Raw genomic sequence first — 14,557 nt, 5'->3', positions numbered from 1 at the left:
AGCAGTACCATGGGTATGACCCACATTGTTGACCGGCGCCTGAACGGCAAAAACAAGAGCGCAGTGAACCGGGAGCGGTTCCTGCGCCGTTATCGCCACCACATCAAAAAGGCGGTGTCTGACGCAGTTCAGAAGCGATCCATCACGGATATCGAGCGGGGAGAGAAAGTCAGCATTCCCGCCCGGGATATCGACGAACCTGTTTTCCATCACGGCGACGGCGGCCGCCGGGAAGTTGTGCACCCTGGCAATCAGGAATGGGTCGCCGGCGACACCATCCCAAAGCCTCAGGGCGGTGGCGGACAAGGACAGGGACAAGGGCAGGCAAGCCCGGATGGCGAAGGCATGGATGAGTTCGCGTTCCAGATTACCCAGGAAGAGTTTCTGGATTTCCTGTTTGACGACCTGGAGCTGCCCAACCTGGCCCGAAAGAAACTGAAAGACACCGAAGCTTTCAGTTACGTGCGTTCCGGTTTCACGACTCAGGGCGTGCCAGCCAAACTGGATGTGATACGTTCCCTGCGTGGCGCTCACGCTCGTCGTCTGGGCCTTGGCGGAGCCCGCAAGAAAAAGATCCGGGATCTGGAGCAACAGCTTGAAGCCTTGAAATCCGCTCCGGGCGACCTGGACCCGGCGTTCAGCCATGAAGATCAGATTCAGGTGCTGGAGGAGGAAATTGCCCGCCTGAAAGCCAACGTCAAACGCATTCCATTCATCGACGAGATTGATCTCCGGTACCGTCAACATCTGAAACAACCCAAGCCCGCCACCAGCGCCGTGATGTTCTGCCTCATGGACGTTTCCGGCTCCATGACCCAGATGCACAAAGACATTGCCAAGCGCTTCTTCATCTTGCTGTATCTGTTTCTGAAGAAGAACTACAAGAAAATAGAGGTGGTGTTCATTCGCCACCACACCAGCGCCAAAGAAGTGGATGAAGAGGAGTTTTTCTACAGCCGGGAAACCGGGGGCACCATTGTATCCAGTGCCCTGAAACTGATGCACCGCATCGTTGAGTCCCGCTATTCACCCGCAGAATGGAACATCTACGCCGCCCAGGCCTCCGATGGCGATAACTGGAACGATGACTCCCCCATCTGCAGCAAACTGCTTTCTGAGCGGATTCTGCCACTGGTTCAATACTACTCCTACATTGAGATAACGCCTCAGGATCATCAGATGCTCTGGTATGAATACGAAAAGATCAGGGAGCAGTATCCCCAGAGCTTTGCCATGCAGCAGATCGCCGATCCAGGTGACATTTACCCGGTCTTCCGACAGTTGTTTGAGAGGAAAGCCGCATGAACCGCCTGACAGACCGCCCCACGGCCCCGGAGAACGAACCTCCCGGAGCACAAACGCCGATTTCGACCAGTTCGGAGTGGACCTTCGAGCTGATTCAGAAATACGATGAGGAAATCGCCAAATGCGCCGCCGAGTTCGGCCTGGACACCTACCCGAACCAGATTGAGGTGATTACGGCTGAACAAATGATGGATGCCTACAGCTCGGTCGGCATGCCGGTGGGCTATCATCACTGGTCCTTTGGCAAACAGTTCCTGCAAACCTCGAAGGGTTACCAGCGTGGGCAGATGGGGCTGGCCTATGAAATAGTCATCAACTCCAACCCCTGCATTGCCTATCTCATGGAGGAAAACACCCTACCGATGCAGGCACTGGTGATTGCCCACGCCAGTTACGGCCACAACTCCTTCTTCAAGGGTAACTATCTGTTCCGCACCTGGACCGACGCCAGCGCCATCATCGATTACCTGGTTTTTGCCCGGCATTACGTCTCTGAGTGCGAGGAACGCCATGGCGTGGATGCCGTCGAGGAAATCCTGGATTCCTGCCATGCGCTGATGAACTATGGCGTCGACCGGTACAAGCGCCCCGCCCCGATTTCCGCCGCCGAAGAGGCACGCAGACAGTCAGAACGCGAAGAGTACGAGCAGCGTCGCATCAATGACCTGTGGCGCACTATCCCGAAAGCCGGGGAGGACGACGACCCGGTCCGCCTTCGCCCCAGATACCCGGAGGAGCCGCAGGAGAACCTGCTGTACTTCATCGAAAAAAATGCCCCCTTGCTGGAAACCTGGCAACGGGAACTGGTGCGAATCGTTCGCAAGCTGGCCCAGTACTTCTACCCACAGCGCCAGACCCAGGTCATGAACGAGGGTTGGGCGACGTTCTGGCACTACACCTTGCTGCACCGGATGTACGACAAAGGGCTGGTCAACGACGGGTTCATGCTGGAATTCCTGCAAAGCCATTCAGCAGTGGTCTATCAACCGCCGTTTAACAGCCCCTGGTACTCAGGCATCAACCCTTACACTCTGGGCTTTAGCATCTTCACAGACCTTCGCCGCATCTGTGAACATCCAACGGATGAAGATCGGGAGTGGTTCCCGGACATCGCCGGTACGGACTGGCTGGAGAGCCTGCATTTTGCCATGCGCAACTTCAAGGACGAGAGTTTTATCCAGCAGTACCTGTCACCGAAAGTGATGCGGGACCTCAAGCTCTTCGCCATCGAGAACGACGATCAGCGAGATCACTATACGGTGACCGCCATTCACGATGATCCGGGCTACCGTGTTCTGCGCGAGAAACTGGCGCGCCAGTACAACCTGAGTTACCGGGAGCCCAACATTCAGGTGTGGAGCGTCGATGTTCGAGGTGACCGTTCACTGACCCTGCGCCATATACCAGTAGACCGGGTGCCTCTTGGCAAGGAGACCGACGAAGTGCTCCGGCACGTTCACCGGCTGTGGGGATTCGATGTCCATCTGGAAAGTGTCGACGAGGGCACCGTGGTTGAAGAGCATCACTGCCCTGCCAACCCACTGGAAGAGGACGATTAGCCGGGGAACCGGGCCGAGGCTCTCAGCCCGCCAGACGGCGACCGGCTGAGATCCAGGACTCCGCCATAGAGCTCAACCAGTTCTTTGACGATCGCCAGCCCCAGACCAGATCCCGCGCGGGTTTCATCCAGCCGGGTCCCTCGGGTCAAGGCCTGTTCAATCTGCTCATCGGACAGCCCCGGGCCATCGTCATCCACCCGCACCAGCAATCCACCGGCCTCCATTGCCACCAGAAACGTCACCCGGCTTGCGGCCCAGTTAATGGCATTTTCCAGAAGATTACCGGCGATTTCCTGAAGATCCTGCTGTTCAAACCGTACCGGCTCTTCCACACCCAGGGCACTCTCGAGCACCACGCCGCGACGTTGGGCCAGGGTCGTGAGCGCCGACACGACCGGCTCCAAAGTATCCGCCAGGTCAACCCGACCCAACGCCGCCGGGCCTGCGGCTGAAGCCCGGGCCAAATGATGACGAACCGCTTCATCAATCCGAGCCAGTTCCGTACGGAACGCCGATTTTTGCTGCTCCGGCAACTGGTCGCTCAGCGTGGTCAGTACCGAGACCGGAGTCTTCAGTGCGTGTGCCAGATTGCCGGCGGCCGTTCGCCCCCGCTCAATCAGAACTTCATCCCGAATCAAAACCTGGTTCATGGCCTCGGCCAGTCGAGCCAGCTCTTTCGGCAAATCACTTTCCAGAGACCGTGCCTGGCCAGCCTCCATAGCCCGGAGATCACGCTCCAGGCGCCGCAACGGCGCCAGGCCCCAGCGTATCTGCAAGCCGATCATCAACAGCAGCAAGCCCCCAAGGGTCGTGAGTGAAATCGACAACAAACGGTTGAAGTGCGCCACCTGAGCTTCAACCTCCGAAAGATCGGCAGCCACCGAAACCGACAACCAGCCTTCAAACGCCGGGAGCTGAACGTCCCGCTCTACCAGCCGCAGCGCCTGTCCGGCTGGCCCGGGCGTATTAGCCCAGTCCGGGCCCCGCCCACTGATCACGGGCAAACGCTCGTCCCACAGAGAACGTGACGTGATGCGCCGGCCCTCATGGTCATTCACCTGCCAGTACCAGCCGGAGTACACCCGATCAAAACGTGGATCGCCCAATTGCGGGCCCGGCGTCAGTTCGCCAGTTTGCGGGTCAAACTCAATCCCGGCGATAACCACATTCAGGAAGGACAGCAGACGTTCATCAAAGGAATCGTTGACGGTTTGCCGGAAATTCCAGGCCAGCAACGCACCCGCCAGAGGCAACACCAGCGTCACCAGAACCAGCGCCGACACCAGCATCCGGGCCGACACCGGCCAGCGTCGCAGCCGCGTGAGCATCAGACACCCGCCCCGTTGGTGTTCATCCGGTAACCCTGCCCGCGCACGGTTTCAATCGCATCGGCCCCAAGCTTTCGGCGCAAGCGGCTGACCTGCACGTCGATCACGTTTGAATCGGGCTCCTGATCTCCATCGTAGACATGCTCCGTCAACTCGGTACGGGACACAATGCGGGGAGCCGCATGAATCAGGTGAGAAAGCAGCCGGAATTCCTGAGCGGTCAGAGACACCGGCATCCCCAGGCGCGTGACCTGCCCGGCATGGGTATCCAGAGCAATGTCTCCGACGGTAATCACCGGGTGAGAATGACCATGGGCCCGACGGACCAGCGCACGCAAACGGAACAGGATTTCAGCCGTTTCAAACGGCTTGGTGACGTAATCATCGGCGCCGGCCGAAAACCCGGCGGCTTTGTCAGACCATCGTTCCCGGGCGGTCAGAATCAGTACCGGCAAGTCGATGCCCTGCTCCCGCCAGCGGGCCAGCCACTGGGTTCCATTACCGTCAGGCAGCCCCAGGTCCAGCACCACCGCATCGTAACGCTCCGTACTGACCAGAAAGTCTGCACTGCGCCCGTCTTCCGCCACTTGCACCAGCACTCCGGCAGTGGTCAGGGCATCGGCCAGGCCCTGAGCCAATGCGTTATCGTCTTCCACCAGCAGTATTTTCATCAGCGTTGCATGCCCCGAATGTTCCTGCCTTCGATTTCCAGAATGTCTCCGGTCCGGGCATCAATCTCAAACTCCACCACCTGCCCTTCCGGGCCCAGCAGCTCAATTTCGTAGATGATGTCACCGTCATCGCGCTCAATGTCCACATCAATTACATCCCCCCGCCAGTCGCGGGCAAGATTCTCCAGAATCTCGCTCAGGGGCTTGATGCGTCCGGCTTCCACTTCACGGTGCAGCCGACGCCAGTCGTCCTCATCGGCGCAGGCCACCTGAGCGAGAGGTGCCGTGCTCAGAGCAAACAGCGTCAGCAGTAACACCCTAACGACTCGGCGGGAAAACCGGTCGGCGGGCAGAACGTGCGAATAAAAAGGGTATCGGTTCATGCGTACAGGGTGACAAAAGCTGGATGAACGAATCATGAACGAGCCTATCACGATGCTGAAAGCCACGCTTCGTTAATCTGGCCCCAGGCTGGTCGCCAACAGGGCAAACCGGCGTAACCGACTGACCTCTGTATGCAAGGAGAACACCATGAAAAAGATTCTGACTGTCACTCTGATCAGCAGCCTTGTCGCGGCTCCCTTTGCCATGGCCAAAGGCAGCTTTGACGACGCAGAACGGATGCTCAAAGCCGGTACTGACTACGGCATCACTCATTTTCAGAGCATTGAGTTCGACGACGATCGTGCCGACGACATCGAAATCGAAGGCTGGATGGGTAAGGACTGGTTTGTCGAGCTGGACCTGAATGGCAACGGCGACATCGACCGCGAGCAACGCCGTAAGCCCAAAGGGGAAGTGTACGGCCTGAGCGCTGACGATGTGCGCGATTATCTTGACGCTGCGCAGCAGCAGGGTATCCAGACGTTCGAAGAACTGAAGGTGAAACGCAGCGGCCAGATTCAGGTTGAAGGTGACGACGAAAACGGCCGGGAGCTGGAAGTGGATTTCCGGGCGGGCAGCTTTGAGCCAGTCCGGGTTAAGAAAGATCACTGATTCGGAGTGTCGGCACCGGCCGGGCTTCAAGCCCGGCCGGTGCGCCGCATCAGATCAGAGACTCACCGACGGCAATCCAGACAAGGCCATCGCCAGTTCCTGCTCATCATACTCATGATCGCTGAGTTCACCGGCAAAGTACGACGTGTACGCCGCCATATCAAAGTGACCGTGACCGCTAAGGTTGAACAGGATCACCTCTTCTTTACCTTCCCGCTTACAACGCAGAGCTTCATCAATCGCGCCCTTAACAGCATGATTGGCCTCCGGGGCTGGCACAATCCCTTCACTTCGGGCAAACAGGATACCGGCTTCAAAACACTCTCTCTGGGTGTAGGAAACCGCATCAAACAGCCCCAGTTCTTTAGCGTACGACACCATGGGCGCCATGCCGTGGTATCGAAGGCCTCCGGCGTGGAAGCCGGGGGGTGTGAAATCCGAGCCCAAAGTGTGCATTTTGGTCAGGGGTGTCATGTGGGCGGTATCCCCATAATCGTAGGCATACTTACCACGAGTCAGAGTCGGACAGGCTGACGGTTCCACCGCGACGATTCTGGACTTTTCACCACCTCGCAGGGCGTGCCCCATAAAAGGAAACGCCAGGCCAGCAAAGTTGGAACCTCCCCCCGTGCACCCGACAATGACATCCGGCCAGCAATCCGCCATTTCCATCTGCTGCATCGACTCCAGACCAATGACCGTCTGATGGAGCAGTACATGATTCAAAACCGACCCCAGCGCATACTTGGTGTTCGGGTCCTGCACCGCCAGTTCCACCGCTTCGGAAATGGCAATCCCCAGGCTTCCGGTGTGGTTCGGGTCTTCAGCCAGCACTTTACGGCCAAAGGCGGTCAGCTCAGAGGGCGAGGCCACACAGTTGGCACCGTAAGTTTCCATCACAGCCCGCCGATAGGGCTTCTGATTATAGGAGACGCGTACCTGAAACACCGTCACATCCAGATCAAACAGAGAACCGGCAAACGAGAGCGATGTTCCCCACTGGCCTGCCCCGGTCTCGGTCGTCAGGCGGCGGGTCCCCGCCTCCCGGTTATAGAACGCCTGAGGAATCGCAGAATTCGGTTTGTGACTGCCCGCCGGGCTGACACCTTCGTACTTGTAGAAAATTCTGGCAGGAGTACCCAGAGCTTTTTCCAGGCGGTGGGCCCGGAACATGGGGGCCGGCCGCCACAGACGATAAACATCCTGAACCGGCTCTGGAATTTCCACCTCCCGCTCGGTGGTCATTTCCTGTTCAATCAGAGATGCTGGAAACAGCGGCTCAAGGTCTGATGGGCTTACGGGCTGCCGGGTACCCGGATGCAATACGGCCGGCAGGGGTTCCGGAAAGTCGGCCTGAAGGTTATACCAATACTTCGGCATCTGGCTTTCATCGAGAAGAAACTTCGTTTGCATTGTCGTATGGCCCTGAGGTGGTTTCAGATTTTCATCTCAGAATACCCATTCCAGGCCGGCATAAAAAGTTCTTCCTGGCCCGGGTTCTGCGTCGCCACGATCTTCAACCGGCAGGTTATACCGGAAGCCAGGACGCCATCAGATCTACGAGCCAGGGGACGAGCAAAGCCGTGGCAAACGCCGACAGCGCCATCGCCAGCCCTGAAAATGCCCCCATTTGGGAACTGACCTGGAACGCCCTGGCCGTTCCGATGCCATGGGCCGCTACGCCCATGGCAATGCCTTTAGCCGTATCATCCTTCACTCGAATCCACTCAAACAACTTGGTGCCCAGCACGGCCCCCGTAATTCCGGTTAACACCACCAATACGGCAGTCAGCGACGGCAGGCCGCCGATTTTCTCGGATATCCCCATGGCAACCGGGGCCGTGGCCGATTTCGGGGCCAGAGACATCTGGATCTCCAGGGAGCCTCCGAGCAACTTCGCCAGCGCGACCGAACTGCCCGCGGCAATCACGACACCGCAAAGAAGCGAGATAGTGACTGGCAACCATAGTTCACGGAGCCGGCGGAACTGCTGGTATAGGGGAACCGCGAGGGCCACCGTTGCTGGCCCCAGCAGAAAATGAACAAACTGACCGCCCTCGAAGTAATCCTGGTAAGACGTGCCCGTCGCCAGCAGGACCAGAATCAGCAGAGCTACCGAGGTCACCACCGGATTTGCCAGCGGACTGGCGTGGGTTTTCAGGTAAAGCCGATACGCCAGTCCGTAAGCCACCAGCGTCATAGTCAGGCCCAACAGCGGTGACGCCGACAGATACACCCAGATATCGCGCAGACCCGGCTCAGTCATTCGGCTCATCCTCGACTCTCTGCGGTGTCACAAACCAGCGGGTGGTCAACTGCATGATCAGCGCTGTCGCAACCATCGTGACAACAGTGCTCAGAACCAGGGCCAGCGCAATGGGCACCCACTCATCTGCAATGCGACCAAAATGCGTCATCATGCCAACCCCGGCCGGAACAAACAGCAGCGACAGATGGCTGAGCAGTGCACCCGAGGCCTGCCCCAGCGAATCCGGGACACTTCCCCGGATCATCAGGGTGGCAAACAACATGACCATCCCAAGCACGGGCCCCGGAATAGGCAGGCCTAACAGACGCACCAGGATTTCTCCGGTCAACTGGTAAACCAGCAATAACGTCACACCATTGAGAAACGGCACGAAGCAAACGCCTCCTCAGGCGCCCTGGCCCACCACACTGGTTTTCGGAATCACCCGCCGACCGTACATGGCCAGCAGGAAACCGATGGGGAACATAAGCACCCCGTAGACGGCAGCGGGGATAGACATGGCGCTGGATTCCAGCAGGGTCAGGGTCACCATCAGGCCGATGGTGCCATTCTTGACCCCTAGCTCTACCGCAACGGCCAGGGATTCACGCTGCGTCAGCCCGGCAAAGCGACCGGCCAGCAGGCCCAGCATGATACCCGCCACATTCAGCGCAATGGTCGAAGGCCCGGCCTGCCGTAGCAGGTCCCAGAGATCATCCCGGACCCCGTAGAGCAACGCCACGATCAGAACCGCCAGCACAACGCCGCCAAAAATACTGACGACTCCCTCAGCCTTGCGCGCCAGTTCCGGCTTACGGGTACGCACCAGCATACCGATAGCCACCGGCAGCAAAACAATCACCACCAGCATCACAATGGTCTTGACCACAGGCAACGAAATACTTTCTTCGGTGTCCATAAAGTGCTGCAGCGCCATGTTGGTAAACAACGGCAGGGTGAGGATGGTCAGCAGACTGGCCGAGACCGTCAGCACGATGGACAGCGCAATGTTGCCCCGGGACAGGAGCACGAAGAGGTTTGACGTTGTGCCACCCGGGCAGGCCGCAATAATAACCAGGCCAACCGCAATGGCCGGCGACACGCCAAACAGGTATGCCAACGCAAAAGCCACCACCGGCATCACAAAAATCTGAGCGACTGATCCAACGATCAGGCCTTTCGGATACACCGCCACCTGACGAAAATCGCGCAGGGTCAGGGTCATGCCGATACCGATCATGATGATGAACAGAGAAATCGGCAAACCTGCCGAAATGAGCGGGCTGGATTCCACATTGCCTCCAATATTTTTGTTATCAGCGTTCGAAGTCCGTAGAAGTTAGCACACGAACCATATCTTCGGCAGCTCCGGTTCGCGACATTGTGTAACCGTGAACCCCTGCAAAAGATTGGCGCACCGTCAGAGTTTTGATCGTGCGAGCCTGCGCTTATCAGTATACTTGCAGGAAACAAACAAAAAACAAATGACTGGCGGAGAATGACAAGGAATGAAACGTCTCGGAACACTGGATGCTTCCTGGTTAGCGGTTGAGTCTGAAGACACCCCGATGCATGTGGGCACGCTTCAGATTTTCTCACTGCCCGACGAAGCCCCGGACACCTTCCTGCGTGACATGGTCACCCGAATGAAAGAAGCCGGCGATGTCGCCCCGCCCTGGGGTTGCAAACTGGTCTGGCCTGGCTTTCTCGCACGCGTGGTGGCTCCGTTCTGGAAGATCGACAAGGACATCGACCTGGACTACCACGTTCGCCATTCAGCGCTGCCTCGCCCGGGCGGTGAACGGGAACTCGGCGTTCTGGTCTCACGGCTTCACTCGCACCCACTGGACTTTTCCCGGCCCCTCTGGGAGTGCCATGTTATCGAAGGGCTCGAAAACAACCGGTTTGCCCTCTACACCAAAATGCACCATTCCATGATTGATGGCATCAGCGGTGTCCGGCTGATGCAGCGAGTGCTGACCAAAGATTCACAACGGCGGAACATGCCACCGCCCTGGACCGTGCGGCCTCAGCAGCGGCGAGGGGCGAAAACTGACAAGGAAGCCAGTGTCCCGGCGGCCTTCTCACAGGCAATGGATGCTCTCAGATTGCAGGCCGACATGGCGCCCAGGCTCTGGCAGGCGGGCAATCGTCTGGTGCACTCCGTCCGCCACTCGGACGATGGCCTGACCGCCCCGTTCACCGGCCCGGTCTCCGTCCTCAACCACCGGGTGACCGCTCAGCGGCGGTTTGCGACCCAGCACTACCAGCTGGAGCGTCTTAAGAAACTTGCCCATGCCTCCGGAGGGTCACTGAACGATGTTGTGCTGTACCTGTGCGGAACGGCCCTCAGGCGATTTCTCGTGGAGCAGGATAACCTGCCTGACATTCCGTTAACGGCGGGGATACCCGTAAACATCCGCCCGGCAGATGACGAAGGAACCGGCACGCAGATCAGTTTCATGATTGCCTCTCTGGCCACAGATGAAGCTGACCCGCTGGCTCGCCTGCAACACATAAAGACATCCACCCGAAGAGCCAAGGAACACCTGCAGAAACTGCCCCGAAGCGCCCTGACCCAATACACCATGCTGCTGATGTCACCCTACATTTTGCAGCTGATGTCCGGCCTGGGCGGGCGCATGCGCCCCGTGTTCAACGTGACAATTTCCAATGTCCCCGGGCCGGAATCCACACTGTATTATGAGGGCGCGCGGCTTGAGGCCATGTATCCTGTATCACTGATTGCCCATGGCGGCGCCCTGAACATTACCTGCCTGAGCTATGCGGGCTCCCTCAACTTTGGCTATACCGGTTGTCGGGACACCTTACCAAGCATGCAGAAACTGGCGGTGTACACCGGAGAAGCCCTGGATGAACTCGAAACCCTGATTCTGCCCCCGGCCCCAAAACCAACACGCACCCGGGCCCGGAAATAATCGAGACGGGAGTCAGCCACGCTGCCAGTGGCTGGCTCCCACAAAAATCATCTGCAGGAATCGGGTTGTGCGTTGCTGTACCAACCCGATCTGATAGTCGTCGTCTTCGGAGATACTGAGCAGATCGGTGAGGCTGAAGGCCACCGTGCGGACCACCAGATCACAGGTCAGATCCAGATCCGCATCACTCAGGTGCGTCACCAGCCGGAGACGCCGCAGATCGTTGGCCAGCTCACTGGCGAAGAACCGCATCTCACTGCGTATCCCTTCCTGAACTGAGCGACTCTCCCCTGCCAGCCCCTGGGCCATAAACAAAAAGAAACTCCGGTTAGCCTGAGCGTGGGCAACAAAAATCCCGACCGATTCTTCAATCAGCTTATCTGACTGCAACACGTTGGCCCTGGCCTCCCGCATCATGCGGCGAAGCACCAGCCCCAGCTCATCCACAAGCTGCAACCCCAGATCATCCATGCTCCTGAAGTGTCGGTAAAACGACGTGGGCACCACGCCGGCCTGACGCGTGACCTCACGAATGCCCAGGCTGGCAAAATGCCGCCCCTTCCCCACCAGCGTCAGCGCGGCACTCATCAGTTTTTCCCGGGTTTCCCCGGGCTTGCGTCGGGTTCTGTCTGCCATAGTCTGCCTTTGCAATCCGCGTCGGTGACAAGTGTACACATTTGACCGAAGAAAAAACCGCCGCGATTGTCATATTGAGCCAACCGATTGATGCCAATTGTCGCCACCCGCCACCATGTGTACAGTCGTACACACATGTGAACAAGTGTACACATAGCTTTAGAGACACGTACACAATCCGGAGAACAGACAATGATGTTGGCAAAAGCGCGCCAGAACCGAGCCCTGCGATGGTTGGGCCGACAGATACTGAACACCCCCCAACCGGCCAGTTATTTCGACCCATTGGCGGAGGCTATCAATCCTATGTGGGTACAAGCGTACACACCGGCGCGGGTGGAACGCATTTTTACAGAGACCCACGACACCAAAACCCTCGTACTAAGACCAGCCCGCCGTTGGGGTGGCTTTCAAGCCGGCCAGCATGTGAATCTCGGCGTGGACATTGAGGGAGTCCGGCGGCAGCGCACCTTCAGCCTCTCCTCGTCGCCTCGACTCTGGCAGGACAACGGTCAGATCACACTGACCATCAAGCGACACCCGGGCGGACGGGTGACCAACTGGTTACATGACCATCTGGAAGAAGGGGCTGTACTGGGGCTGACCGATGCCTTTGGAGACTTCCTGCTGCCATCGGTTGCCAAACCCTTACTGTTTATTGCCGGAGGCAGCGGTATTACCCCCATTCTGAGTCAACTGGAGAGTCTGGCGGCTGAAGACTATCGGGCGCCGGTTACACTGCTCTATTTCGTGCGCACCCGGAAAGACATCATCGCCAGAGAAACGATCACAGCCCTGGCCGCGCGCTACTCCGCGCTGACCGTCCGGATTCTGACCACTCACGACAACACCAGCCCCCGCTCTCTCAATGGCTCAGACCTGGACTCGGTTCCCGGCCTGACGGCTCGCGACGTCTTCCTTTGCGGGCCGGGCGGGCTGATGGACCTTGCCACGGAACTGCTTTACCAGCGTGGCATCCGTGACTCTCAGGTTCACTGCACTTTCTTCGCTCCACCCACCATCGCCAGCCTGAGCAAGGAGGCTCTGGGCGGTGACGTGCGCTTTGTCCGCAGTGCTCTCTCGGTGGATTCAACCGGCGACGCCACCCTGCTGGAGATAGCCGAAGCGGCAGGGCTGCACCCCCAGTCTGGCTGCCGCATGGGAATCTGCCATCAATGCAGCTGCCGGAAGACCAGCGGAACCGTCATTAACCGACTGACCGGTAAACCATCCGGCCCAGGCGAGGAGAGCGTTCAACTCTGCGTGTCTGTCCCACGCGGCCCTGTCACGCTGGATGTCTGACCCAAACCAATCAATCGCGGCCTCTATACAGCCGCAGGGAGCCCTTATGCTCAAACTGGATGAACAACAACTCAACGAACTTCAGAAAGACCTGGACGCCGTCCGCGATGACGTTCTGGCCGACCTTGGCGAGCGGGATGCCCGCTATATTCGCAAGATCGTTCGCCTGCACCGAGCCCTTGAAGCAGGTGGCCGGGTAATGATGCCTTTTGGCTTCCTTCCGCCCGTGTTTGTTGCCGCCACGGTGACCCTGGGGGTGGCCAAAATTCTGGAGAATATGGAAATCGGGCACAATGTAATGCATGGCCAGTACGACTGGATGAATGATCCGACCCTGAATTCCCAGACATACGAGTGGGACACGGTCTGTACCAGCGATTCCTGGCGCCGAACCCACAACTACGAACACCACACCTACACCAACATCATCGGCAAAGACCGGGACTATGGCTACGCCGTGCTGCGCCTGAGTGATGACGAACCGTGGAAGCCATGGCACGCCCTTCAGCTTATCAACTACGTTCTGTTGAGCGTGTTCTTCCAGTGGGGGGTGGGTCTGCACGAACTGGAGAGCGAGAAGCTCCGTCGCCGGGAAATTCGCTGGCGGGACAAGCTGTCATTCATAAAAGATTTTGGCCGTAAAGGCGGACGCCAGGCATTTAAGGACTACGTGTTCTTTCCTCTGTTGACCCTGCCCGTGGCGCCAATTGTGCTCGCAGGCAATGTCGGTGCCAACCTGATCCGCAATCTCTGGGCCTCAACCGTGATTTTCTGTGGTCATTTCACTCAGGATGCCGAAACCTTCACCGAAGCGGAATGTGAGGGTGAGAGCAAAGGCCACTGGTACCTCCGACAGCTCACGGGCTCATCCAATTTCACAGGTGGCAGATGGCTACACCTTCTCAGTGGGCACCTGAGTTATCAGGTGGAACACCATGTGTTCCCAGACCTGCCTGCACACCGGTACCCGGAGATCTCCGAACGCGTGCAGGGGATTTGCCAAAAGCACGGCATCCCTTACAACACCGGCAGCTTTGCCAGCCAGTACGGCACAGTGCTTGCCCGCATCACCCGGTTCTCGCTGCCGGACCCAATTCGCAGAAAACTGGAAAACCGCAGGGAGCAGCCTCAGGCGATCTGAAGCAGGCGCAACAGCTGTGGCCGGTGCTGTTCTTTGATCACATCGGCCAGGGTGTAACGATCCAACACCTCAAGAAAGGCTTTCAGGGCCTCGCCAAACATGGACTTCAGGCCGCAAACCGGGGTGATCTTGCAGTTATTCTTGGAGGAAAAGCACTCAACAATACTCAGATCCTGCTCCGTTTCACGGACGAGAATACCAATGTTGATATCCCTGGGGTCCCGGTGCAGCCGCATTCCACCTTTTTTGCCCCGAATGGTTTCGATATAGCCTTTTTTGTTCAACTGATGAACCACCTTCATCAGGTGGTTCTTGGAAATCTCATAGCTGTCGGCAATTTCCTGAATGGTCGCCAGACGATCACCCTCTGAAGCCAGATAGATCAACACTCTGAGTGAGTAATCGGTATAACGGGTGATGTGCATTCACAAC

Annotated in this window: 15 protein-coding genes; 6 read left to right on the top strand and 9 right to left on the bottom strand. The window is 58.1% G+C overall.

Annotation, left to right across the window (positions count from 1 at the left end):
- The first annotated feature begins 9 nt into the window (after positions 1 to 9).
- Together K325_RS0101770 and K325_RS0101765 are read left to right on the top strand one after the other, a co-directional pair.
- On the top strand, positions 10 to 1,305 hold the full coding sequence (locus tag K325_RS0101770) for a YeaH/YhbH family protein (protein WP_029652535.1): 1,296 nt from the start codon (positions 10 to 12) through the stop codon (positions 1,303 to 1,305).
- Positions 1,302 to 2,864 carry a SpoVR family protein gene (locus K325_RS0101765; protein ID WP_029652534.1) on the top strand — a complete coding sequence of 521 codons (1,563 nt, stop codon included), beginning with the start codon at positions 1,302 to 1,304 and terminating at the stop codon, positions 2,862 to 2,864. The genes K325_RS0101770 and K325_RS0101765 overlap by 4 nt, the downstream gene beginning before the upstream one ends.
- Here K325_RS0101765 and K325_RS0101760 read toward each other — a convergent pair.
- The 3 genes from K325_RS0101760 to K325_RS0101750 are packed head-to-tail and all read right to left on the bottom strand — an operon-like array spanning position 2,861 to position 5,180.
- Positions 2,861 to 4,192 carry a sensor histidine kinase gene (locus tag K325_RS0101760; protein WP_029652533.1) on the bottom strand — a complete coding sequence of 444 codons (1,332 nt, stop codon included), beginning with the start codon at positions 4,190 to 4,192 and terminating at the stop codon, positions 2,861 to 2,863. The genes K325_RS0101765 and K325_RS0101760 overlap by 4 nt on opposite strands.
- Positions 4,192 to 4,863: a response regulator gene (locus K325_RS0101755; RefSeq protein WP_029652532.1), complete on the bottom strand. Its 672-nt coding sequence runs from the start codon at positions 4,861 to 4,863 to the stop codon at positions 4,192 to 4,194. The genes K325_RS0101760 and K325_RS0101755 overlap by 1 nt, the downstream gene beginning before the upstream one ends.
- Positions 4,863 to 5,180, bottom strand: coding sequence for a PepSY domain-containing protein (locus K325_RS0101750; RefSeq protein ID WP_228128367.1), 318 nt, complete (start codon positions 5,178 to 5,180; stop codon positions 4,863 to 4,865). The genes K325_RS0101755 and K325_RS0101750 overlap by 1 nt, the downstream gene beginning before the upstream one ends.
- Positions 5,181 to 5,394: 214 nt before the next feature.
- Between K325_RS0101750 and K325_RS0101745 the strand changes: the two genes are divergently transcribed.
- The gene (locus K325_RS0101745; RefSeq protein ID WP_029652530.1) at positions 5,395 to 5,859 is read left to right on the top strand and encodes a hypothetical protein; all 465 of its coding nucleotides are present in this window, start codon (positions 5,395 to 5,397) and stop codon (positions 5,857 to 5,859) included.
- A 54-nt stretch (positions 5,860 to 5,913) separates the two neighbouring features.
- Here K325_RS0101745 and K325_RS0101740 read toward each other — a convergent pair whose 3' ends face one another.
- The 4 genes from K325_RS0101740 to K325_RS0101725 form a co-directional block, all read right to left on the bottom strand.
- A complete protein-coding gene (locus K325_RS0101740) occupies positions 5,914 to 7,272 on the bottom strand; it encodes a TrpB-like pyridoxal phosphate-dependent enzyme (RefSeq protein WP_029652529.1) in 1,359 nt (452 codons plus the stop codon).
- A gap of 115 nt (positions 7,273 to 7,387) precedes the next feature.
- Positions 7,388 to 8,125: an LrgB family protein gene (locus K325_RS0101735; RefSeq protein ID WP_029652528.1), complete on the bottom strand. Its 738-nt coding sequence runs from the start codon at positions 8,123 to 8,125 to the stop codon at positions 7,388 to 7,390.
- Positions 8,118 to 8,498, bottom strand: coding sequence for a CidA/LrgA family protein (locus K325_RS0101730; protein ID WP_029652527.1), 381 nt, complete (start codon positions 8,496 to 8,498; stop codon positions 8,118 to 8,120). The genes K325_RS0101735 and K325_RS0101730 overlap by 8 nt, the downstream gene beginning before the upstream one ends.
- Before the next feature lie 15 nt (positions 8,499 to 8,513).
- Positions 8,514 to 9,401 (bottom strand): bile acid:sodium symporter family protein, encoded by an 888-nt coding sequence (locus K325_RS0101725; RefSeq protein ID WP_029652526.1) that lies wholly within the window; start codon positions 9,399 to 9,401, stop codon positions 8,514 to 8,516.
- Positions 9,402 to 9,615: 214 nt separating this feature from the next.
- Between K325_RS0101725 and K325_RS0101720 the strand changes: the two genes are divergently transcribed.
- Positions 9,616 to 11,046 carry a WS/DGAT/MGAT family O-acyltransferase gene (locus K325_RS0101720; RefSeq protein ID WP_029652525.1) on the top strand — a complete coding sequence of 477 codons (1,431 nt, stop codon included), beginning with the start codon at positions 9,616 to 9,618 and terminating at the stop codon, positions 11,044 to 11,046.
- Between the two features lie 12 nt (positions 11,047 to 11,058).
- Here K325_RS0101720 and K325_RS0101715 read toward each other — a convergent pair whose 3' ends face one another.
- On the bottom strand, positions 11,059 to 11,682 hold the full coding sequence (locus tag K325_RS0101715) for a TetR family transcriptional regulator (RefSeq protein ID WP_029652524.1): 624 nt from the start codon (positions 11,680 to 11,682) through the stop codon (positions 11,059 to 11,061).
- Between the two features lie 195 nt (positions 11,683 to 11,877).
- Between K325_RS0101715 and K325_RS0101710 the strand changes: the two genes are divergently transcribed.
- Positions 11,878 to 12,984 (top strand): ferredoxin reductase, encoded by a 1,107-nt coding sequence (locus K325_RS0101710; protein WP_029652523.1) that lies wholly within the window; start codon positions 11,878 to 11,880, stop codon positions 12,982 to 12,984.
- A gap of 46 nt (positions 12,985 to 13,030) precedes the next feature.
- Positions 13,031 to 14,125, top strand: a complete 1,095-nt coding sequence (locus tag K325_RS0101705) for a fatty acid desaturase family protein (RefSeq protein WP_029652522.1) — start codon at positions 13,031 to 13,033, stop codon at positions 14,123 to 14,125.
- Here K325_RS0101705 and K325_RS0101700 read toward each other — a convergent pair.
- Positions 14,113 to 14,550 (bottom strand): RrF2 family transcriptional regulator, encoded by a 438-nt coding sequence (locus K325_RS0101700; RefSeq protein WP_029652521.1) that lies wholly within the window; start codon positions 14,548 to 14,550, stop codon positions 14,113 to 14,115. The genes K325_RS0101705 and K325_RS0101700 overlap by 13 nt on opposite strands.
- Between the last annotated feature and the right edge of the window lie 7 nt (positions 14,551 to 14,557).

The organism is Marinobacter daepoensis DSM 16072 (assembly GCF_000421165.1).
Lineage (GTDB): Bacteria > Pseudomonadota > Gammaproteobacteria > Pseudomonadales > Oleiphilaceae > Marinobacter > Marinobacter daepoensis.
The sequence above is the reverse complement of the archived record's forward strand: the minus strand, read 5'-3'. Positions and strand labels throughout refer to the sequence as shown.